Origin of the sequence: Citrobacter sp. TBCS-15 (assembly GCF_005280815.1) — a bacterium.
GTDB lineage: Bacteria > Pseudomonadota > Gammaproteobacteria > Enterobacterales > Enterobacteriaceae > Citrobacter > Citrobacter werkmanii.
Map to the genome: position 1 here is coordinate 642,926 of NZ_SZWK01000102.1, position 22,059 is coordinate 664,984.

Consider the following 22,059-nt stretch of genomic DNA (forward strand, 5'->3'; position numbering starts at 1 on the left):
CAGTTGCGCAAAGCTTAGGCAGCAGATTGATTTGTCGCAATGATTGACACGATTCCGCTTGACGCTGCGTAAGGTTTTTGTAATTTTACAGGCAACCTTTTATTCACTAACAAATAGCTGGTGGAATATATGACTATCAAAGTAGGTATCAACGGTTTTGGCCGTATCGGTCGCATTGTTTTCCGTGCTGCTCAAGAACGCTCTGACATCGAGATCGTTGCAATCAACGACCTGTTAGACGCTGACTACATGGCTTACATGCTGAAATATGACTCCACTCACGGCCGTTTCAACGGTACCGTTGAAGTGAAAGACGGTCATCTGATCGTAAACGGTAAAAAAATCCGTGTTACCGCTGAACGTGATCCGGCTAACCTGAAATGGGACGAAGTTGGTGTTGACGTAGTAGCTGAAGCTACTGGCCTGTTCCTGACAGATGAAACCGCTCGTAAGCACATCACTGCTGGCGCGAAAAAAGTGGTTCTGACTGGTCCGTCCAAAGATAACACTCCGATGTTTGTTAAAGGCGCTAACTTTGACAAATACGAAGGTCAGGACATCGTTTCTAACGCTTCCTGCACCACTAACTGCCTGGCTCCGCTGGCTAAAGTTATCAACGACAACTTCGGCATCATCGAAGGTCTGATGACTACTGTTCACGCGACCACCGCTACTCAGAAAACCGTTGATGGCCCGTCTCACAAAGACTGGCGCGGCGGCCGCGGCGCATCCCAGAACATCATCCCGTCCTCTACCGGTGCTGCTAAAGCTGTAGGTAAAGTACTGCCAGAACTGAACGGCAAACTGACTGGTATGGCGTTCCGCGTTCCTACCCCGAACGTATCCGTTGTTGACCTGACCGTTCGTCTGGAAAAAGCTGCTTCTTACGAAGAAATTAAGAAAGCAATCAAAGCTGCTTCCGAAGGCCCGATGAAAGGCGTTCTGGGTTACACCGAAGACGACGTAGTATCTACCGATTTCAACGGTGAAGTTTGCACTTCCGTGTTCGATGCTAAAGCAGGTATCGCACTGAACGACAACTTCGTGAAACTGGTATCCTGGTACGACAACGAAACCGGCTACTCCAACAAAGTTCTGGATCTGATTGCTCACATCTCCAAATAAGTTGAGATGAAACAGTAATCTGTAAGAGCGACTATGGTCGCTCTTTTTTTTGCCTGAAGATACACGTCATACTTCGAGTTGCAGGTGTGTTGGCTACGCTCTCTCACCCGAATCACTTACTACAGTAAGCTCATCGGGGTGAATCAGGGACATCCATGTCCCTGACCGAAGACAACCTTCGGTTGTTCAAATTCGTTCCTGACGAATTTGTCGTTCACTTGCCGCCGTCCTGCAACCCGAATTATTTAGGGTTAAAAAGGATTGCGTAATGATTAATAAAATTTTTGCACTTCCGGTAGTCGAACAAATTGCCCCGGTCCTCTCCCGCCGTCAGCTTGATGAGCTTGAGGTCATTGTTGTCGATCACCCGCAGGTTAAAGCCTCTTTTGCGCTGCAGGGCGCACATCTTCTTTCCTGGAAACCAAACGGTGAAGAAGAAGTCCTGTGGTTAAGTAACAATACGCCGTTTAAAACCGGTGTTGCGCTGCGTGGCGGCGTACCGATTTGCTGGCCGTGGTTTGGCCCTGCCGCTCAGCCTGGCCTACCGTCTCATGGTTTTGCCCGTAACCTGCCATGGACGCTGAAAGCGCATAACGAAGACGAGAATGGTGTAGTTCTGACGTTCGAACTACAAAGTAGCGCTGAAACGCGTCAGCTTTGGCCGCACGAGTTCTGTCTGCTGGCCCGGTTCAAAGTGGGCGCCACCTGCGAGATGGAGCTGGAAGCGCACGGTGAGTTTGAAACTACCTCCGCGCTGCATACCTATTTCAATGTGGGTAATATTGCGGCAGTGAAGGTCAGCGGTCTTGGCGATCGTCTGATCGATAAAGTGAATGATGCCAAAGAAGACGTACTGGCTGATGGTATCCAGACCTTCCCGGACCGTACCGATCGTGTCTATCTGAATCCGGAAGCATGCAGCGTCATTCATGATGATGCGCTGAATCGCAATATTGACGTAATCCACCACCACCATCTGAATGTCGTGGGCTGGAACCCAGGCCCGGCGCTGTCTGTCAGCATGGGCGACATGCCGGATGACGGTTACAAAACATTTGTTTGCGTAGAAACGGCTTACGCCACGGCACCGCAGAAAACCACCGAAGAAAAACCGTCTCGTCTGGCACAAACGATTCGTGTTGCTAAGCGCTAAGATCGTGTCAGTTGCCTGATAGTGTTTGCGCCATCAGGCAACTCAGCGCGCCATGCGGCAAATCAGGCCATATCCAGCGCCGTTTTACCTTTTGGCGCCGGATATGCCTTATCTAACTGCTTCAGCTCATCGGCAGAGAGCGTTATCTCCAGTGCCGCGGCATTCTGTTCGACATGCGCCACATTCGCGGCTTTCGGAATGGCTATCACCCCCGAAAGACGAATAACCCATGCCAGTAAAATCTGCGCAGCGCTGGCATTGTGGGCGCGCGCAATGTCATTGACCACTGGGTTAGAAAGCAAGTCCCCCCGGAGCCGCCCTGCCTGAGCCAGCGGACTGTAGGCCATAACCGGCATCTGCTGTTGCTGGCACCATGGCAGTAAATCATATTCAATGCCGCGTGATGCTAAATGATAGAGCACCTGATTAGTTGCACAGTGTCGTCCACCTGCAACCTGCCATAATGCCTGCATATCATCGTAATCAAGATTAGAGACGCCCCAGCGGCGGATTTTGCCCTGCGCAATAAGCGTTTCCATAGCGTCGACGGTGTCAGCAAATGAAAAGTCTCCCGTCCAGTGCAACAAATAGAGATCCAGATAATCGGTTTTCAAACGACGCAGGCTGGCTTCGCAGGCGGCAATCGCTTTCTTGCCCGCGGCATTCCATGGATAAACCTTCGAAACTAAAAAAGCGCTATCACGCCGACCTGACAGCGCCTCGCCAACAACCTCTTCCGCTGCACCATCTGCGTACATTTCGGCTGTATCAATCAATCGCAGGCCAAGATCCAGCCCAGCCCGTAACGCGGCGACTTCATCCCGACGTCGGGCTGAATCCTCGCCCATGTACCATGTTCCCTGCCCAATCGCAGGAAGCGATACCTGCTCCGTAAACATCACCTGTTTCGCTGTCATCGCACCCTCCTGTGTTAATGCACCACAGTAAAGCAAAACAACAGACATGTGTCCTGTTATGGTGCACAAATTGCACCATCATAGTTTGGCGTGTCGCCCGTTAATGCGATTAAAGTAAAAGGCCCGGGATCTGATGCAGATCACGGACCTAAATAATGCAAAATTTTCACTAGCCAGCGCTTATTTCAACCGACCTAAATATTTGCCCTCTTTCATGGCGTTAATTTTTCCGTTTTTATAGACAATGACGGAAATCAAACCCGCACTGTAAGTTTGTGCATCGGCATTATTTTCATCATTTGCCGCAGGGTTGCCATTAATATATGCAATACCATCAGCGCCACGTTTAAAGTCCACGCCCAGCTTATTCACATGCACGGATGTGGTTTTGCTGGCGTGCACCGGGGCATTAGCGTCGCTGACCTGAGTTTTGTGTTCATGCTGTAATTGCTGACGATATGCTTCGCTGATAGCATAAGCAGGCGCAGCAGATGAAGCCACCAGCGCAGCGATAATAATCAATTTCTTCATGTGTTAAACCTTAGTATTTATCGTGTTTGTGGTGATGGTCGGAATGGGTGCCATCAGAGCTATACAGATTTTGCGCGTTTTCCAGGGCCTGTTTTTCAGCCGCGGCATTGATTGTCGCCTGACGGTTTTGTTCGGCGATGTAGCAGGCATCGCGGCTGATCCCTTTGTTTTCGCATGCACTCATGCGTGAAGCCTCGCTGGTGCATCCAGCCAGGATCCCGCCCATCACAGCTATCATGATTAACTTTTTCATTATTTTTACCAGGTTTTTACTCAAGATATCCTCGTGGCATATTTAAGGCCTTACCACGAGAGTTGCTATCACTACTTTTAAAGTTTAATGAATATCGGCAATAGGATATTTAATGTCAATTTTAATTTTTTCAGACAAATACCTAAAGGATGTAAAATAAAAACAAATGATTAATTTTTATTTTTTTCACCTGAAAGTTAACATTCAAAACAAGCCAAAATAGTTATCAGTTATCTTTATGCCAGTTGAGAATAAATACCCCGCGCATCGCGATACAACAAACCCCTGTATTATCAATAAATTATGAATCCAGAAAACGACAGCCCATAACAATAAATCATTAAGGCATGGCGATATTACCTCATGCAAAAAAGAATAGATACCAGGCTAATAAAATGAGAGGTTTATTTTTCGTAACGGCGAAAGAGCTATCAGGTTAAATAATCGTTGCGGCCAGGCGAAACGCAAAACCACTATAAAGATGCAATCTCATGTTTTAGATCAATATTCATCCCCACAAAACATAAAAAAGCCTGCATGTCTGCAGGCTTGTGTATGACACGCAGTAGCATCAGAACTTGTAGGTCACACCTACCGAGAAGATGCCAGACCAGGACTTATCGACCATCGGGCTATCCTTCACTTCATCACTCAAACGCACATAACGGCCAGTGCCGTATACGTTCCAGTTGCCAAGGAAGTTATAGCTCGCGGTCAACTCCAGGTATGGATCCCATCCATCGTCAGCGCTGTAGCTTTTCAGACCACTGCGGCGAGACTCGTGATTGGACACGCCATAATAATAGTCGTTGTAGTTTTCGCTGCTGTACTGCACACCGATACCCGGCGTCAAAGTCAGCGCACCGTTAGTGTAACGGTAGAGCCATGCCAGATCCCAGATAAAGCCGTTGCTGTTATCCAGGGTATCACCCGCCAGAGCGGTACGCAGGAAACCATACTGGGTGTTATGTACATACGAGAGGCCAGCCATCAGGCTGCTTTTACGCTTGTCGAGTTGGCGCAAAGCATGGCTGTCGCTGTCACCCGGCTTGAAGTGGGTCGGATCATAGTATGCCATGATGGAGAGCTTATCTGCCGCGTCATTCCACAGATAGTAGCCGCCACCCAGACCGTGGAACCAGACGTTATCGCCTTCATAGGTGACAACCGGAACGGGATAAACATCGCGGTCATACTGTTTGTACGGGCTGTTAATCACGCCGACACCTGCACCAACAGTCCACTGGCTTTCCGCCTGTGCGGTGCTAACTGCGGTTGCGGCAAGGACGCCAAGTGCCAGAAGTTTGAGTTTGGTCACAATCCATAATTCCTTATTCAAATGTGTAGCGGTCAAAGTGTAATCGCCAATACGCTTCAGCCCAACTATTTTACGTATTAGTCCAGGAATGTAACCCCCTAATTTCTCAATGAGTGATGACATTTTGCTTGCAGGACAGTGAACACTGCATGAAATCTGCCCCATTTCTTTACATAAGGTGTGCTTTTTTTGCTGATGAGTTATTGATATGCCGTTGAAATTCATTTGCGCATCCATGCAAGTTTTGCAAATGCCATCTACGCTTAATTTTAGAAGGTGTATCACCGAATACGTTGATCTCCTGACCATCAAAATGGCATGAGAGTTGCTTATTTCTTCAGCAGCGACGTCGTTCAGTTTACCTCTTCAGGGGCCTCTACTATTCATATGAACGGCTCTTAACATGTGCTAAAAAACGAAAGGACGGCATACCATGAATATATTCGATCACTATCGCCAGCGTTATGAAGCTGCCAAGGACGAAGAGTTCACGCTGCAGGAGTTTCTTACCACTTGTCGGCAAGATCGCAGTGCTTATGCCAACGCGGCAGAGCGGCTATTAATGGCTATTGGTGAACCTGTCATGGTTGACACTGCCCACGAACCTCGTCTTTCTCGACTCTTTTCGAATCGGGTAATTGCACGCTATCCCGCTTTCGAAGAGTTTTACGGCATGGAAGACGCCATTGAGCAGATTGTTTCTTATTTGAAACATGCAGCTCAAGGTCTGGAAGAGAAGAAACAGATTCTGTATCTGTTGGGGCCTGTGGGAGGGGGGAAATCATCTCTCGCTGAACGACTCAAGTCGCTGATGCAGAGAGTTCCGATTTATGTCCTGAGCGCCAATGGCGAACGTAGCCCGGTTAACGATCATCCGTTGTGCTTGTTTAATCCACAGGAAGACGCGCAGATCCTGGAAAAAGAGTATGGGATCCCGCGTCGCTATCTCGGGACGATCATGTCGCCATGGGCGGCGAAACGTCTGCACGAGTTTGGCGGGGACATCACGAAATTCCGCGTCGTCAAAGTCTGGCCGTCTATTCTGGAGCAGATCGCTATCGCCAAAACGGAACCTGGTGATGAAAACAACCAGGATATCTCTGCGCTGGTCGGGAAAGTGGATATTCGTAAACTCGAACACCATGCTCAGAACGATCCTGATGCCTACGGTTACTCGGGTGCGTTGTGCCGCGCTAACCAGGGGATTATGGAGTTCGTAGAGATGTTTAAAGCACCGATTAAAGTGCTGCATCCTCTGCTGACCGCCACCCAGGAAGGAAACTACAACGGGACAGAAGGTATCTCTGCCCTGCCGTTTAACGGAATTATTCTTGCCCACTCGAATGAGTCCGAATGGGTGACGTTCCGCAATAACAAAAACAATGAGGCGTTCCTTGACCGTGTTTACATTGTCAAAGTGCCTTATTGCTTGCGGATCTCCGAAGAGATCAAAATCTACGAGAAATTGCTTAACCACAGTGAGCTGACCCATGCGCCTTGCGCACCAGGCACGCTGGAGACGCTCTCTCGTTTCACCATTCTTTCTCGCCTGAAAGAACCTGAGAACTCGAGCATTTACTCGAAGATGCGGGTTTACGATGGCGAAAGTCTGAAAGATACCGATCCAAAAGCGAAATCCTATCAGGAGTATCGGGATTACGCCGGGGTCGATGAGGGTATGAACGGTCTGTCCACGCGTTTCGCGTTTAAGATCCTCTCTCGCGTCTTTAACTTTGATCATGCCGAAGTCGCGGCAAACCCGGTGCATCTGTTCTACGTCCTGGAACAACAAATCGAGCGTGAGCAGTTCCCGCAGGAAATGGCAGAACGTTATCTTGAGTTCCTGAAAGGCTATCTGATCCCTAAATATGCTGAATTTATTGGCAAAGAGATTCAGACGGCTTATCTCGAATCCTATTCCGAATACGGACAGAACATATTCGACCGTTATGTCACCTACGCGGATTTCTGGATTCAGGATCAGGAGTATCGTGACCCGGATACCGGTCAACTGTTCGATCGCGAGTCGCTGAACGCAGAGCTGGAGAAAATTGAGAAGCCAGCGGGTATCAGTAACCCGAAAGACTTCCGTAACGAGATCGTCAACTTTGTTCTGCGCGCCAGAGCGAATAACAGCGGTCGCAATCCAAACTGGACCAGTTACGAAAAACTGCGCACGGTGATTGAGAAGAAAATGTTCTCTAATACCGAGGAGCTGCTGCCGGTTATTTCGTTCAACGCCAAAACCTCGACTGACGAGCAGAAAAAGCACGACGATTTTGTCGACCGTATGATGGAAAAAGGCTACACGCGTAAGCAGGTACGTTTACTGTGCGAATGGTATTTGCGCGTACGTAAATCGTCTTAAGAGCATAAATGGCCCGGACAATTTATCCGTTTACCGGGCCAATATTTCTTCTGTACGCGAAATCATTCAAGAGGTATCAAGGCGGCAAATGAGTGAATTCCCAGGAGCGTACATAAGTACGTGACTGGGTGAGCGAATGCAGCCAACGCGGAGACAACTTGAAGGATGAAGCGTAAGTTGGCAAATGCAGTACGGGGGGCTTATGACCTGGTTTATTGACCGGCGTCTTAACGGCAAAAACAAGAGCACGGTAAACCGCCAGCGCTTCTTACGCCGTTATAAATCGCAAATTAAACAGTCGATCTCCGAGGCCATTAACAAGCGTTCGGTGACTGATGTGGATAGCGGCGAATCTGTCTCTATTCCTACCGATGATATTAGCGAACCGATGTTCCATCAGGGGCGCGGTGGTCTGCGCCATCGCGTGCATCCGGGTAACGACCATTTTGTGCAGAATGACCGTATTGAACGTCCACAGGGCGGAGGCGGCGGTTCGGGAAGCGGACAAGGCCAGGCGAGTCAGGATGGCGAGGGTCAGGATGAATTCGTCTTCCAGATTTCTAAAGATGAATATCTCGATCTGCTTTTCGAAGATTTAGCTCTGCCAAATCTTAAACAGAATCAGCAGCGTCAGCTAACGGAGTACAAAACGCACCGGGCTGGTTTTACCTCTAACGGTGTGCCAGCCAACATCAGCGTGGTGCGCTCCCTGCAAAATTCACTGGCGCGCCGCACGGCAATGACGGCAGGTAAGCGTCGCGAACTGCATGCGCTCGAAGCGGATCTGGAGACCATCACAAAAAGTGAACCCGCTCAGTTGTTGGAAGAAGAACGGTTACGCAAAGAAATTGCCGAACTACGGGCAAAAATCGAACGTGTGCCATTTATCGACACCTTTGACTTACGCTACAAGAATTATGAAAAACGGCCCGATCCTTCCAGTCAGGCGGTGATGTTCTGTCTGATGGATGTCTCCGGTTCGATGGATCAGTCGACCAAAGATATGGCAAAGCGTTTTTATATTCTGCTGTATCTGTTCTTAAGCCGCACCTATAAGAACGTGGAAGTGGTTTATATTCGCCACCACACCCAGGCGAAAGAGGTAGATGAGCATGAGTTCTTCTACTCTCAGGAAACCGGGGGAACCATTGTCTCCAGCGCGCTGAAGTTAATGGATGAAGTGGTGAAAGAGCGCTACGACCCTGCCCAGTGGAATATCTATGCCGCACAGGCATCGGATGGTGATAACTGGGCGGATGACTCACCGTTGTGTCATGAGATTCTGGCGAAAAAACTGCTGCCGGTAGTGCGATATTACAGCTATATCGAAATTACCCGCCGCGCGCACCAGACCTTGTGGCGTGAATACGAACATCTGCAATCAACCTTTGAAAACTTTGCGATGCAGCATATCCGCGATCAGGATGACATTTATCCGGTATTCCGCGAACTGTTTCATAAGCAAAGTACCACCAGCAATAATTAAGCGACCACTTTCAGCCGAGGCTTCGGCTTCGGCTGATTACATTACCCTGTATCATGATCGTGACATTTTGCAATGGTTTATCCCGCCGCTTCGTTAGAGCGAATGTGGAGCATGTGGTAAAATCGCATCTCTAACCTATGGGCTGTAATTCATTATGAAGTTGCATCATAAAGCGCTCAGGCTCTTTATCTCAGTCAGCGTTATTGTTTTGACATCTTCTTTTTTGGTTTATGAACTGATTGCCAGCGATAAGGCAATGAATGCCTATATGCGCTATATCAATGAGAAAGCCGACTCCTCCTTTCTCTATGATAAGTACACCAATCAGAGTATTGCAGCCCATCTGATGCGCACCTTTTCATCCCCTAAGGAACCCGCATCTGTCGAACAACAAAAAGCGTTCTGCGATGCTTTCGATAGCGTTAACGGTACACATGGGCTCAATCTCACAACGCATAATTACCTGCCATTACACGGTACGCTGCAGACCACCTCAACCAAATGTAGCGGGCAACTCGAAGACGTATTCCTGTTACCCTCTTTTGACCGGGCGGTGAACGTCAATCGCCTGCAAAAAGATTACGGTCAGGGATTAGGAACGCTGGAGTATAAATTTCGCTACTACGTCGATCTCAAGAATAACTACGTCTATTTTTATAATCTGATCGACTCACGGAAATTTGCGATACACAACTGGACATTTTTGCAAAAAGGCTCGCTGGGCATCGATCAGAATGATATTGACGGTATTTTCACGGGTCGCACGGTGATTTCCAGCATTTATGAGGATAACCTGACCGAGAAAAAGGTGATGAGCTTTTTAACCCCGGTCTACTATGCCGGTAAGCTAAAAGGCGTGGTGATGGTGGATATCAACAAAGAAAATTTAAAGAATATTTTCTATACCAGCGATCGTCCTCTGGTCTGGCGCTATCTTAACGTGACGCTCTCTGATATCAGCTCAGGTAAAGAGATCCACGTTCACCAAAGTGAGACCAATCTATTCCGCTACGTTCACTACGAGAAGGACATCCCTGGTGGCATACGCGTCACCTTATCTCTTGATTTTATGTACTTTATCGTCTCATCGTGGAAAATATTCGTCTTCTATCTTCTGGCAACGATACTGCTGCTGAATATGGTCAGAACTCATTTTCGCTTGTATCACAACGTCACACGGGAAAATATCAGCGATGCAATGACCGGACTCTATAACCGTAAAATTTTGACGCCGATGCTCGAACAACGTTTGCAGCAGTTGGTCAACACGGGAACCCTCGTGACCTTTATCGCCATTGATTGCGATAAGCTAAAAGTTATTAATGACACATTGGGGCATAAGGAAGGCGATCGCATTATCACCCTTCTGGCCAAGGCCATTCAGAGCTCTATTCGCAAAAGCGACTATGCCATCCGCCTTGGCGGGGATGAATTTTGCATCATCCTTATCGATCATCCCAGTGAATTAACGCACAGCATGCTGGAACGGATTCGCTACAACTTACAAATTATTGCGCAAGATATATCAATCAGCTTCTCTGTCGGGATTTATAATATGCAGCCAAACGACACCATTGATGATGCTTACAAAGCATCGGATGCGCAACTCTACCTGAACAAACAGAAAAAACGCGCCGATGCGTAATCATTTTTCAGCCAGGATTTTTATTGTTGTACCAGGAGCAAGTCATGACGGAAGTGAACAAAGGTAACGCAACGCATCAGCGTTTAATTTCGCTGTTATCAGAACAGGGCGCGACGTATCGTGTGGTTAGCCATGAAGCCGTCGGCAAATGTGAAGCGGTCTCTGAAATTCGCGGTACTGCACTGGGTCAGGGCGCAAAAGCGTTGGTCTGTAAAGTAAAGGGTAACGGCGTTAATCAGCATGTACTGGCGATTCTCTCTGCTGACCAGCAGGCCGACCTGAGCCTGTTGGCCAGTCATATCGGCGGGTTGAGAGCATCGCTCGCCAGCCCGGCGGAAGTCGATGAACTGACAGGTTGCGTATTTGGCGCCATCCCACCGTTTAGTTTTCATCCGAATCTCAAACTGGTCGCCGATCCGCTGCTGTTTGAACGTTTTAATGAAATTGCGTTTAATGCCGGAATGCTGGAGAAATCCGTGATCATGGATACTGCTGATTACCTGCGAATTGCACAACCGGAATTAATTTCGTTCCGCCGCGTTCAATCACAGCCGAGTTAGCAGTAAAAAACGTCACATAGTGCATTAGCTCAAAAAAAATCATTATCATTAAATAAAGCCTGTTCCGTCACGCGTTTACGCGTACAGTAAGCAGGCTTATTTTTTCTTTTGGCAAGGAAACTACGATGTTTGATGTCACTCTGCTGATCCTCCTCGGACTGGCAGCTCTGGGCTTTGTCAGCCACAACACCACTGTCGCTGTTTCAATTCTGGTGCTGATCATCGTCCGTGTAACCCCTCTGAATACGTTCTTTCCGTGGATAGAAAAACAGGGCCTGACCGTCGGGATTATTATTCTGACTATCGGCGTAATGGCCCCGATCGCCAGCGGAACGCTACCGCCCTCCACGCTCATTCACTCCTTTGTAAACTGGAAATCCCTGGTCGCGATTGCCGTCGGCGTGGTTGTCTCCTGGCTTGGCGGGCGCGGCGTCACGTTGATGGGCAGCCAGCCCCAGCTTGTTGCCGGTTTACTGGTCGGTACGGTGCTGGGCGTGGCGCTGTTTCGCGGCGTGCCGGTGGGGCCGCTTATTGCGGCAGGTCTGGTCTCATTGATTGTTGGGAAGCAGTAGCAAGTCAGCTCAGATAACGGCCTGGAGTCTGCCCCAGGCCTTTTTTGAACATCGTGATAAATGCGGTGGTTGAATCATAACCGAGCATTTGCGCGACCTGCTGCACGTTATGACCATCGATCAGCGCCTGCAGCGCCAGAATCAACTGCAGCTGATGACGCCAGCGGCGAAAGCTCAATCCCGTTTCTTTGACGACCAGCCGGGCAAGGTTGCGCTCACTCATCGCAAATACGCTGGCCCACTGCCCCAGCGTCTGCCATTGGGCGGGCTCTCGCGCCATCGTCGCGACCATTCTGCGGATTTTAGGATGATCGGAAACCGGCAACTGCAGTTGCTCCTGCGGCTGCTGCGGGAGTTCATCAAACAACACCTGCGTCAGTCGCTGAGTTGACGGTTCCAGCCGCTGGCCGTCCGTTTTCGACGCCAGCGCCAGAATAAGCTCCCGACACAAGGGAGATATCTTTAGCGTACAACAGCGCTCAGGCATCACGACGGCATGAGGTTCAATAAACAAGAAACACAATTGTGCGCCTACGGTTACATGGTTACTGTGCGGAATTTCACCAGGGATCCACACCGCATATTGGGGAGGCACCATCCACATGGCATTTTCGACCTCGCAGGTAATCGCGCCATGCAAAGCCAGAATCAACTGCCCCTTACGATGCTGATGCAGCGGACTAAAGAGTTCATCTTCCCGGGCCTGAATGCAGAACGCCACCGCGGCATCATGGTGAAGGTCAGGTTCATACCCATCCAATCTTAGTCCCAACATAAGAATGTCCGATTTTAGCGATAAACTGTCATTTTAGCTTGATTCACTCATGGCGTAAAAACGCTAAGGTATCGCCTCGCCTGACAAGATGAGGAAAAAATGATAAATACGCCTTCTTCCCGCGGTAAAAACGCTGCTTTGCTGATCGCGGGTATCCTGATGATTGCCACCACGCTGCGCGTTACCTTTACCGGTGCCGCCCCGCTATTAGATGCAATTCGTGCCGACTACGGTCTGAGTACCGCCCAAACGGGACTGTTGACCACCCTTCCGCTGCTGGCCTTCGCGCTGGTATCCCCTCTGGCCGCAGCCGTTGCGCGCCGCTGGGGCATCGAACGCAGCCTGTTTGCCGCTATGCTGCTGATTTGCGCAGGTATTACGATACGCTCGCTGCCCTCACCGGGATTGCTGTTTATCGGTACCGCTATCATCGGGTGCGGAATCGCCCTGGGCAATGTCCTGTTGCCGGGGCTGATAAAGCGTGATTATGCCCAGCATGTGGCAAAACTTACTGGCGCATACTCGCTGACCATGGGCGCAGCGGCGGCGCTGGGTTCAGCCATGGTTGTTCCGCTGGCGTTAAATGGATTTGGCTGGCGGGGCGCACTGATGGTGTTGATGGTTTTTCCGCTGCTGGCGCTGGTTATCTGGTTACCCCAATGCCGTCAGACGACCAATGCCAGCCTGAGTAACTCACGCGCATTACATTCCCGTGCAATCTGGCGCTCCAGCCTCGCCTGGCAGGTGACCCTGTTTCTGGGAATCAACTCACTTATCTATTACGTGATCATCGGCTGGTTGCCCGCCATTTTAATCAGCCACGGTTACAGCGAGGCGCAGGCCGGTTCATTGCACGGTTTACTGCAACTGGCGACCGCCGCGCCAGGGTTATTGATTCCCCTCGTCCTGAACAGATTCAAGGATCAGCGAGCCATCGCCGCCCTGGTTTCGGTAATGTGCGCCGTTGGCGCGGCGGGATTCGCCATAATGCCCGATCAGGCTTTGCTGTGGACCATTCTGTTTGGCTTTGGCTCAGGTGCGACCATGATCCTCGGCTTGACCTTCATTGGCCTGCGCGCAAGCTCTGCACATCAGGCCGCGGCGTTGTCCGGAATGGCGCAGTCTGTCGGGTATTTACTGGCCGCCTGCGGGCCACCGTTGATGGGTAAAATTCACGACCTCAACGGTAGCTGGCTGATTCCATTAGCGGGTGTCGCCGGGTTAGCGGTGCTGATGGCCGTGTTTGGTCTGTGCGCAGGGCGCGATCGGGAGATCGCGAACGCATAATGTAGCGGGCAGGTTAGCTAACCTCCTGCCCTACATTTTATCCCCGCGCGGCGCGGAGCATCGCCTGGACTAACGGCACGGGTTTACCCGCCAGCGCGCCACGTTCATGCTGAAAGAGTGTGCCAACAAAAAAAGGATGCGTTACCAGTTCAATGGCGCGAATATCTCCGGCATCATCCCAACCGGTCACCCGGAGATCGCCGCTCTCAAGCTCGGCGGCAAAAGCGTCCGACACACCATAGTTGCAGTGATACCCCTCAGAGATAGCATCGCGTCCATAGGCTTTCGCAATCAGCGTATTGGCCCGGAGCTCAATATCATCCGTTTTTTCTACCAACGAGCAGGTCAACGGCGCGATCACCATTCGCCCAGTGGTATCCGTTTCGGCATGCGCGGCATCGCTCCAGCCCAGCACGTTACGGGCATACTCCAGTATGGCGTGTTGGAAACCACCACAGGTGCCTAAAAATGGAATGCTGTTTTCGCGTGCGTAGCGTATCGCAATCAGCGCACCTTCTGGGTGTCGATAGGGGCTGCCTGGCACGACCCAGATGGCATCGTAGCCAATCAGATCTTCGCTGCTATTGATATCAGAAGTGGTTAGCCAGTCATAATCAGCCACCAACTCCAGCACGGCAGCAGCATCATCAATAGCAAGGGGAATAGCCTGGTGCGCCACAATATCGGGGTTGTAATCGCCCACCAGCGCAATGCGAAGCGTATCTTTTATCGGGGAAATGTCCATTAAGGTTTCCTTATGTCCAGACAATGAGGGACAACATAAGGAGCCTCAGCCTACCGACTTTTCATCGGTATCACAATCCCTTAAATTGGGAGTCCAGGCTGGCAAAATGCTATAATGGTCACGTTTTAGGATCTTATTTAACCGTAATAAAAATGATGTTAAATAGCAAAGCGGCAGCTTAACAGAGCGGATGAAGAGATGAATATTCAGTGTAAACGCGTGTATGACCCGGCAGAAGCAAGCGATGGTTATCGCGTCCTAGTCGACCGGTTGTGGCCACGTGGGATAAAAAAGACTGATCTTGCTTTCAATGAATGGAATAAAGCGCTGACGCCGTCATCAGATTTACGTAAAGCATTTCACGCAGAACTGATTGATTTTGCGCACTTCTCTCAGCAGTACCGTACCGAACTGGCCCAACAGCAGCAGGAAGGAAAGCGTCTCGCAGAGATTGCCCGGCAGCAAACCTTAACGCTACTGTATGCGGCGAAGAATACTCAGCAAAACCACGCGCTGGTACTGGCTGAATGGCTACGTCAATACTAACAGCAGATCACTTCCCCGCTGCCGGATGGTCTCTACGCCAGAGTTCCCATTCATCGATCGTTTCCCCTCCGGGGAGTTTGCAGTCAGACCTTACCCCTTGCGGAGTCTGTATCGCAATCAGCGAGCCGCCCTTTTGTTCGCAATACACCGATGCCGGATTCGCCATGCCAATTTTCGGTGGCATTGGCGCTTCTGGTTGCGGGGTACTACACCCTGCCAGCACCAGCATGCCGGGCAAAACAACAAACGCCAGTTTCATATCTACTCCTGTTAAAAATCTTATTTTGGCAGGTTACCCCGACTTTCCATCTATCTCCATGTTTTCCTGCTAACTATCCATTTTATGTTTACATTCTGAGCTGGATAGCTTGTTTCATCTTACACCTTGATGTTCTATCATGCGGACAACACCAGCCTTGTCATTACTCAGGAGTATTTACACCTCATGTCGGACATGATCCTCGCCAGAGTCTCACAATCCTTAGCCACGGAGCAGACTGTTGAGAGTCTGGTTCGGCAACTTCTGGAGATGCTGGAGGTGGTGACAGAGATGGAATCAACCTATTTAACCAAAGTCGATTTAGATGCTCGCCTGCAGCATATTTTGTACGCGCGCAATAGCAAACAAATGCAGATCCCGGAAGGGCTATCCGTCCCGTGGGATGAGACGCTATGCAAACGCGCCATCGAGGATAACTGCCTGTACAGCGACAACGTGCCCGCACGCTGGCCGGAATGCAGCGCAGCCCGCGCGCTGGAAATCACCACGTTTCTGAGCACGCCTGTTCATCTTCCGGATGGAACGTTTTACGGTACGCTCTGCGCCACCAGTCGCCGCCAGCAGGCATTGAGCGAGCGAGGTGAACAGGTGCTGCATCTGTTTGCAGGACTGATCGCCCAGTCTATTCAAAAAGAGTCGCTGGTCGCTCAGTTACGCGAAGCCAACGCCGCGCTGATTGCTCATTCCTACACCGATGCGCTGACCGGGTTACCGAACCGGCGCTCGATTTTTGAAAATGTTGAAACCCTATTTTCGCTTGCCCGACATCTTCGGCAGAAGGTCGTCGTTGCCTATATTGATTTGGATGATTTTAAACTGATTAATGACCGTTTTGGTCATGAGGTTGGCGACCAGTTCCTGATCCAGATAGGACAGCGTCTGCTCCACGAATGCGGCGACAATGATATCCTTGGTCGACTGGGCGGTGACGAATTTTTAGTCGTTAGCCTGTCGCCGGAAAGTGAAAGCGATCGATGCGAGCGTCTGCAAAAGGTGAAAAATCAGCTGCAACAGCGAATTTGTGGCGACTATCACTTGGGCAGCGTCCATCTGTTTTATCCTGGAGCCAGTCTGGGCGTGGTGGAAATTGATCCGCATGAGACCGATGTAAACTGCGCGCTCCACTTGGCAGACAGCGCCATGTACAAAGATAAAAAGCGGCAGGATAAAACCACTTTTGTCGTACATTAAGCCCTGCTATGCTGGCTCGTCTTTAAATAACTCTGGCAGATAATCCTATGCGACTCGGTATTATTTTCCCCGTCATCATTTTTATTTCCGCTGTCGTTTTCTTATCCTGGTTTTTTGTTGGCGGCTACGCTGCGCCGGGTGCATAACGATGAAAAAAACAACGCTCATTATGATTTGCGTGGCTATCATCGTGGTTCTGGGTACGGAACTAGGCTGGTGGTAACCAATAAAAAGGCCACACTTCAGTGGCCTTTCATCTCTGTATATATAGTTAGCTTTTGATCTTTCTGTAGATAAACAACACCACGATCGCGCCGATAACCGCTACGACGAAACTACCGAAGTTGAAGCCATCAACTTTACCAAAGCCAAAGAAGGTACTGATCCAGCCGCCAACCATCGCACCAACAACCCCTAAGATAATGGTCATAAAGAATCCGCCGCCATCTTTACCCGGCATAATCCATTTTGCCAAAATCCCCGCGATAAGACCGAAAATTACCCATGAAAGAATGCCCATTATTTTCCTCACTTATGCTTTTAGGTTAACGATTGACTCGTTGTATAAAAGCATAGCATAGCGCTGAAAAATTAAAATTTGTGATCGGTATCACCTGTGTTTTTCATCTTTTTCCGATGTTTCATGGAGTTAGCCCAGCGTCAAAACGGTGATATTTTTGACGCTTCTCGTCAATAGTGACGAATCGACAGTCATTCCTCTCTGCTCCTTGGGCAGCACCCCTGCCAATGCTGGGTTTTCATCTTTGGCATGCTTTATGCTTTAACAGCCCGTCACTACGACACATCGTAGCCCGTGATATCTATTCACGTGGCTTCGTCTACAATTCGCGCTATTTCAGCATTTAACAGGTCTGTTATTGATGAAAAAAATCACCAGTGTATGCCCATACTGTGGGGCCGGGTGCAAGCTCAAGCTTGTTGTTGAAAATAACAAAATCATCCGCGCCGAAGCCGCTGAGGGTGTAACGAACCAAAATCAGTTATGCCTGAAAGGCTATTATGGTTGGGACTTTCTGAACGACACCCGCCTTCTGACTCCCCGTCTGACTCGCCCGATGATCCGTTATGAAAAAGGGGGAAAATTCACTCCCGTTAGCTGGGATGAGGCCATTCGTTACACCGCTAAACGCTTATCTGAAATCAAAAATACCTATGGTCCTCGCGCCATCATGACGACAGGTTCCTCCCGGGGAACAGGCAATGAGACCAACTACGTGATGCAAAAATTCGCCCGTGGGGTGCTCAACACCAACAATGTCGACTGCTGTGCCCGCGTCTGTCACGGCCCTTCCGTTGCGGGTCTACAGGAAACGCTGGGCAATGGCGCAATGAGCAACTCCATCAGCGACATTGAAAACTCAAAATGCCTGCTCATCTTTGGTTATAACTGCGCGGACTCACACCCCATAGTGGCCCGTCGGGTGATTAAAGCTCGTCAGAACGGCGCGAAAATCATTGTTTGCGACCCTCGCCGTATTGAAACCGCCCGTATCGCCGATCAGCATTTGCAGTTAAAAAATGGCTGCAACATGGCGCTGGTCAACGCTTTTGGCCATGTGCTTATTGAAGAGCAGCTTTACGATCGCGAGTACGTGCATAAGCATGCCGAAGGTCTGGAAACATACTGGGAAACCGTTAAGGACTATGCCCCCGAAGCCGTAGAACATTTAACCGGCGTCCCTGCACAACAGGTTCGTCAGGCGATGCGTACATTTGCGGCAGCACCATCGGCAACCGTGATGTGGGGGATGGGCGTCACGCAGTTTGGCCAGGCCGTTGATGTGGTGCGTGGACTGTCGAGCCTGGCCTTACTGACCGGGAATCTGGGACGTCCAAATGTCGGTGTTGGCCCGGTACGCGGGCAAAATAACGTGCAGGGCGCATGTGATATGGGCGTACTGCCTAACCAGTTTCCGGGGTATCAGGACGTGACCGATTTTGCCGTCAGGGAGAAATTCGCCACCGCCTGGGGGATTGACGTTAATCAGATGGATGACAAGGTCGGAACGCGCATCACCGAAGTTCCGCATCTGGCGATTGAGGGCAAAATCAAAGCCTACTACATCATGGGCGAGGATCCGCTGCAAACCGAGGCTGATTTGGGGCTGGTCCGGGAAGGATTTAACGCGCTCGATTTTATCGTCGTGCAGGATATCTTCATGACCAAAACGGCAGAGATGGCCGACGTCCTGTTGCCGGCAACATCATGGGGCGAACACGGTGGCGTCTTTACCTGCGCCGATCGTGGCTTCCAACGTTTCGAGAAAGCGATTGAACCCAGCGGGGATGTAAAACGTGACTGGGAAATTATCAGTCTGTTGGCCAGCGAAATGGGCTACCCGATGCAGTATCAAAATAACCAACAAATCTGGGATGAAATGCGCGAACTGTGCCCGCTGTTCTATGGCGTAACCTATGAGAAAATGGGTCAAATGGGCCATGTTCAGTGGCCTTGTCCGGATCTCGATCACCCAGGAACACCGTATCTTTATGCACACAGCCAGTTTGATACCGCTAATGGCAAAGGCAAACTGTTTGCCGCGCCGTGGCGCGCTCCTGCTGAAGTCCCTGATGAGAACTATCCGCTGGTATTGTGTACCGTGCGTGAAGTTGGGCACTACTCCTGCCGCTCGATGACCGGCAACTGCGCGGCATTACAGGCGCTGGCAGATGAGCCAGGATATGTTCAAATCAACACCGATGATGCAGAAAAACTGGGCATCCGTCATCGTGACCTGGTGTGGGTAAGCTCGCGCCGAGGCAAGGTCATCAGCCGTGCGGATGTCTCCGAGCGTATTAATGCCGGAACAGTGTATATGACCTATCAATGGTGGATTGGCGCGTGTAACGAGTTAACACAGGATAACCTTGATCCGATCTCGAAAACGCCGGAAACCAAATATTGTGCTGTCAAAATTGAGCACATTACCGATCAGGGATGGGCGGAGAAGTATGCCGCACAAACGTACAGCGAAATGAAATCACGCTTATGTGAGGCCATTGCGTAAAGTATCGCCCTGACCGCCTGAGTCTGGCCTTCCAGACTCAGGCTTTATCCAACTACTTCGCCAGTTGCGGTTCACTGAAACGAATAGCGGCAGACTCGTGCTGTTTATCCCGTTGCATAAAACCGAGGTTCATCAGAAACAATCCCGCCATAAACGGCAGTTCGTACAATTCTTCAATCAAATCGCCGTAACTGGCATTATGCAAAAAGACAGGCGCCAGCAGGCGATGATGCTCCACTGTATCGGATATCAAAAATGCGCAGACGGTGATCGCAAGTAGCCACAGCGGTAGCGGTTCATTGCGCAAGCGCCGGGCAATATCCTGGCGTAAGTTCTTCGACAGCAGGACCGGCAGAATAATCATCGCAATTAACACGACTGAGATAGCTCTGAACAGCAGTTTAGGATGCTCCGGGAAGTAATCACGGCCCCAACTGGTGCTTCGGCCCAGCAATACCAACCACCATACTGCCGCCCAAAGCCAAAATTGCTTCTCGCCTGCAGGACGTGATAAAGGCCGGATGTAGCAGAGAGTAAATACTGCACCAAACAATAACCATAGCGCCTGGCCATTTTCAATCCATGTGACGACCGCGCCATTGAGCAGAGGAAGATGCCAGTTCGCAGTGAACGGGATTGCTACGAGGACAAGTCCAAGAATGAATGCGGATAATGTAAGTCGGGTATTCAATTTCATAAGCGCAAAGTTCTGTATTGTTACTATTTTGCGATCATAACCCCTATGAATGATTAACTATTAGCAAACGATGCGAATTTCTTAAGGTATTCTTAAGAAATCTTTTTCCGGACCGCGATCTATTCGACTCAAATAAAAAAACCGCCCTGCGCTATCAAAACGCCGTGCGGTTTTCAATTTAAAAATCAATTAGTTCAAACGGTAGCAGAAGTTAAAGCCCTACCACCCGCAGACTTCATGCTCATTTTCGGTATCATATGAACGGACGGTATTGACCAGGTCTTTGACCACTTCTGCCGCGACATCCGGAACCAATAATGTCATCGGCGCTTCGGTCTCGTAATCGACAGACACACCATTGCTGTTATTGGTTACTGTGACGGTGTAGGTTGCTTTGCCCATGATTTACTCCTTGCCAGTGCGCACGACTTTTCGTTGATTTGCACTCTCCATCAACACTTCAGGGGCAACGAAAAAATCGATATTAAAGTAAGTGTCGTCGGTCATCACTTCGATGTTATGCCATTTTTCCGGCGGGAAAACGCCAAACTGACCGGCTTCAATAACCATCACCTCTACAGGCTCCAGGCTGTGTTCATCTGCGTAGCCGAGATATTTAACCGCCCCCTGCATAACTGACAGTCGAGGATAAACCCCGGCACGGGTGCCTTTATCAAGGTGGCGTTCGAAAATTCCGGCAGGTGCAGTTTCTTTGTTCCAGAACGGAGTTGAGCGTGTATGGATATGATTCTGTGGAATTTGAAGCATTTTTCTTCCCTTTTCCAGTCAACAACCAGCGAGTCTTATTCAACCGCTGCTGTGCACAGAGTACGCTTCAAAATATACATTTAAAATACCATTTATTGGTTATAACCAGCAGCTGATATGCGTGGGGAAGAAAAGCTAAAAATTGAAGCCCGCCATATTCAGCGGGACAATGATTACGACTGAAGCGTCGCCAGACGGGCAGCAAAACCAACGAAAATCAGACCTATAAGAGAGTTACCCACCTTAGCCAACTTCTTCTTGGTGCGAATGTACTGGGTCACAAACGCGCCGGAGAAAATAAGGAAGCTTAAGTAGAAAAAGCTCACGATCTCAAGCGTAATGGCCAGAATAAAGAATGACAGCCCTGAGTGCGGCGCATTGACATCAATGAACTGCACGAAGAACGAAACATAAAACAGGATAGCTTTTGGGTTAGTCAGGCTCAGAATTAAGGCGCGCTTAAAAATGGCGCCAAACGGGACTTCCTCAGCCGCGGCGTCGCTCGCCTTCGATTTCAGTGTTGCGTACAGGATCTTCGCACCGAGATACAGCAGATAAAAAGCGCCGAGATAACGAACGATATTAAACAAAACAGGCGTGGTTTTGATCAAGGCGGCAACACCGGCATAGGCCAAAAACATCAACACAGCATCACCGATAAACACACCGCTTGCGGCGAGATAACCGCCCTTCACACCCCGACCGACGCTATTCTTCAACACAAATATCGTATTTGGCCCCGGAACCAGCACGATAAAAATAGCTCCCACCAGGTATGTCCAGTAATTCAGAACTCCATACTCTGCAAACACG

The 22,059-nt window shown here is 49.8% G+C and carries 24 protein-coding genes and 1 pseudogene; 13 read left to right on the forward strand and 12 right to left on the reverse strand.

What is annotated here, in order from left to right; translation table 11 throughout:
* Positions 1-129: 129 nt before the first annotated feature.
* Complete coding sequence (gapA, locus tag FDW96_RS09890) at positions 130-1,125, forward strand: glyceraldehyde-3-phosphate dehydrogenase (protein WP_003030697.1); 996 nt, start codon at positions 130-132, stop codon at positions 1,123-1,125.
* Between the two features lie 268 nt (positions 1,126-1,393).
* The gene (locus FDW96_RS09895; RefSeq protein WP_137349623.1) at positions 1,394-2,278 is read left to right on the forward strand and encodes a D-hexose-6-phosphate mutarotase; all 885 of its coding nucleotides are present in this window, start codon (positions 1,394-1,396) and stop codon (positions 2,276-2,278) included.
* Positions 2,279-2,340: 62 nt separating this feature from the next.
* Here the strand turns inward: FDW96_RS09895 and FDW96_RS09900 are convergent, their stop codons facing one another.
* From FDW96_RS09900 to FDW96_RS09915, 4 genes are all read right to left on the reverse strand, one after another.
* A complete protein-coding gene (locus FDW96_RS09900) occupies positions 2,341-3,195 on the reverse strand; it encodes an aldo/keto reductase (protein ID WP_042308898.1) in 855 nt (284 codons plus the stop codon).
* Between the two features lie 180 nt (positions 3,196-3,375).
* On the reverse strand, positions 3,376-3,726 hold the full coding sequence (locus FDW96_RS09905) for a hypothetical protein (protein WP_042308899.1): 351 nt from the start codon (positions 3,724-3,726) through the stop codon (positions 3,376-3,378).
* A gap of 10 nt (positions 3,727-3,736) precedes the next feature.
* The gene (locus tag FDW96_RS09910) at positions 3,737-3,979 is read right to left on the reverse strand and encodes a hypothetical protein (RefSeq protein WP_042308901.1); all 243 of its coding nucleotides are present in this window, start codon (positions 3,977-3,979) and stop codon (positions 3,737-3,739) included.
* Positions 3,980-4,550: 571 nt separating this feature from the next.
* Positions 4,551-5,297 carry a MipA/OmpV family protein gene (locus FDW96_RS09915; protein ID WP_042308904.1) on the reverse strand — a complete coding sequence of 249 codons (747 nt, stop codon included), beginning with the start codon at positions 5,295-5,297 and terminating at the stop codon, positions 4,551-4,553.
* Positions 5,298-5,730: 433 nt separating this feature from the next.
* Here FDW96_RS09915 and yeaG point away from each other — a divergent pair, with 433 nt between their 5' ends.
* The 5 genes from yeaG (at position 5,731) to FDW96_RS09940 (ending at position 11,928) form a co-directional block, all read left to right on the forward strand.
* A complete protein-coding gene (yeaG, locus tag FDW96_RS09920) occupies positions 5,731-7,665 on the forward strand; it encodes a protein kinase YeaG (protein ID WP_042308906.1) in 1,935 nt (644 codons plus the stop codon).
* A gap of 202 nt (positions 7,666-7,867) precedes the next feature.
* Positions 7,868-9,151 carry a YeaH/YhbH family protein gene (locus tag FDW96_RS09925; RefSeq protein ID WP_042308907.1) on the forward strand — a complete coding sequence of 428 codons (1,284 nt, stop codon included), beginning with the start codon at positions 7,868-7,870 and terminating at the stop codon, positions 9,149-9,151.
* A 154-nt stretch (positions 9,152-9,305) separates the two neighbouring features.
* Positions 9,306-10,796, forward strand: a complete 1,491-nt coding sequence (dgcJ, locus tag FDW96_RS09930; RefSeq protein ID WP_042308909.1) for a diguanylate cyclase DgcJ — start codon at positions 9,306-9,308, stop codon at positions 10,794-10,796.
* A gap of 44 nt (positions 10,797-10,840) precedes the next feature.
* Entirely contained in the window at positions 10,841-11,356 is a 516-nt protein-coding gene (locus tag FDW96_RS09935; RefSeq protein WP_137365613.1) for a YbaK/prolyl-tRNA synthetase associated domain-containing protein, read from the forward strand.
* A gap of 125 nt (positions 11,357-11,481) precedes the next feature.
* Positions 11,482-11,928, forward strand: a complete 447-nt coding sequence (locus FDW96_RS09940; protein ID WP_042308914.1) for a DUF441 domain-containing protein — start codon at positions 11,482-11,484, stop codon at positions 11,926-11,928.
* On the opposite strand, the pseudogene FDW96_RS09945 reads toward FDW96_RS09940, so the two are convergent.
* A pseudogene (locus FDW96_RS09945) lies at positions 11,905-12,703 on the reverse strand (helix-turn-helix transcriptional regulator). The gene FDW96_RS09940 and the pseudogene FDW96_RS09945 overlap by 24 nt on opposite strands.
* 99 nt (positions 12,704-12,802) lie before the next feature.
* Here FDW96_RS09945 and FDW96_RS09950 point away from each other — a divergent pair.
* The gene (locus FDW96_RS09950; RefSeq protein ID WP_042308919.1) at positions 12,803-13,990 is read left to right on the forward strand and encodes a CynX/NimT family MFS transporter; all 1,188 of its coding nucleotides are present in this window, start codon (positions 12,803-12,805) and stop codon (positions 13,988-13,990) included.
* 37 nt (positions 13,991-14,027) lie between these two features.
* Here the strand turns inward: FDW96_RS09950 and FDW96_RS09955 are convergent, their stop codons facing one another.
* Positions 14,028-14,735: a CTP synthase gene (locus tag FDW96_RS09955; protein ID WP_042308921.1), complete on the reverse strand. Its 708-nt coding sequence runs from the start codon at positions 14,733-14,735 to the stop codon at positions 14,028-14,030.
* Positions 14,736-14,933: 198 nt separating this feature from the next.
* Between FDW96_RS09955 and FDW96_RS09960 the strand changes: the two genes are divergently transcribed.
* Entirely contained in the window at positions 14,934-15,281 is a 348-nt protein-coding gene (locus tag FDW96_RS09960; protein ID WP_042308923.1) for a DUF488 domain-containing protein, read from the forward strand.
* Between the two features lie 7 nt (positions 15,282-15,288).
* On the opposite strand, the gene FDW96_RS09965 is transcribed toward FDW96_RS09960, so the two are convergent.
* Positions 15,289-15,540 carry a DUF333 domain-containing protein gene (locus FDW96_RS09965; RefSeq protein ID WP_079224523.1) on the reverse strand — a complete coding sequence of 84 codons (252 nt, stop codon included), beginning with the start codon at positions 15,538-15,540 and terminating at the stop codon, positions 15,289-15,291.
* A 186-nt stretch (positions 15,541-15,726) separates the two neighbouring features.
* On the opposite strand from FDW96_RS09965, the gene FDW96_RS09970 reads away from it, so the two are divergent.
* From FDW96_RS09970 to yoaJ, 3 genes are read left to right on the forward strand one after another with little or no spacing between them, the layout of a single operon-like run.
* Positions 15,727-16,752 (forward strand): sensor domain-containing diguanylate cyclase, encoded by a 1,026-nt coding sequence (locus FDW96_RS09970; protein ID WP_137365614.1) that lies wholly within the window; start codon positions 15,727-15,729, stop codon positions 16,750-16,752.
* Between the two features lie 47 nt (positions 16,753-16,799).
* A complete protein-coding gene (locus tag FDW96_RS09975; protein ID WP_038640017.1) occupies positions 16,800-16,898 on the forward strand; it encodes a YoaK family small membrane protein in 99 nt (32 codons plus the stop codon).
* A gap of 2 nt (positions 16,899-16,900) precedes the next feature.
* Positions 16,901-16,975, forward strand: a complete 75-nt coding sequence (gene yoaJ, locus FDW96_RS09980; RefSeq protein WP_137349652.1) for a protein YoaJ — start codon at positions 16,901-16,903, stop codon at positions 16,973-16,975.
* Positions 16,976-17,023: 48 nt separating this feature from the next.
* On the opposite strand, the gene FDW96_RS09985 is transcribed toward yoaJ, so the two are convergent.
* Positions 17,024-17,272 carry a GlsB/YeaQ/YmgE family stress response membrane protein gene (locus tag FDW96_RS09985; protein WP_137365615.1) on the reverse strand — a complete coding sequence of 83 codons (249 nt, stop codon included), beginning with the start codon at positions 17,270-17,272 and terminating at the stop codon, positions 17,024-17,026.
* A gap of 361 nt (positions 17,273-17,633) precedes the next feature.
* Here FDW96_RS09985 and fdhF point away from each other — a divergent pair, with 361 nt between their 5' ends.
* Positions 17,634-19,781: a formate dehydrogenase subunit alpha gene (gene fdhF / locus FDW96_RS09990; RefSeq protein ID WP_137365616.1), complete on the forward strand. Its 2,148-nt coding sequence runs from the start codon at positions 17,634-17,636 to the stop codon at positions 19,779-19,781.
* Between the two features lie 52 nt (positions 19,782-19,833).
* Here fdhF and FDW96_RS09995 read toward each other — a convergent pair whose 3' ends face one another.
* The 4 genes from FDW96_RS09995 to leuE form a co-directional block, all read right to left on the reverse strand.
* On the reverse strand, positions 19,834-20,478 hold the full coding sequence (locus tag FDW96_RS09995; protein WP_042308932.1) for a hypothetical protein: 645 nt from the start codon (positions 20,476-20,478) through the stop codon (positions 19,834-19,836).
* Positions 20,479-20,697: 219 nt separating this feature from the next.
* Positions 20,698-20,880 carry a DUF1869 domain-containing protein gene (locus tag FDW96_RS10000; protein ID WP_003832433.1) on the reverse strand — a complete coding sequence of 61 codons (183 nt, stop codon included), beginning with the start codon at positions 20,878-20,880 and terminating at the stop codon, positions 20,698-20,700.
* A 3-nt stretch (positions 20,881-20,883) separates the two neighbouring features.
* Positions 20,884-21,246, reverse strand: a complete 363-nt coding sequence (gene yeaR, locus FDW96_RS10005; RefSeq protein ID WP_061381493.1) for a DUF1971 domain-containing protein YeaR — start codon at positions 21,244-21,246, stop codon at positions 20,884-20,886.
* 173 nt (positions 21,247-21,419) lie between these two features.
* The gene (gene leuE, locus FDW96_RS10010) at positions 21,420-22,058 is read right to left on the reverse strand and encodes a leucine efflux protein LeuE (protein ID WP_032940118.1); all 639 of its coding nucleotides are present in this window, start codon (positions 22,056-22,058) and stop codon (positions 21,420-21,422) included.
* Position 22,059 lies beyond the last annotated feature (1 nt).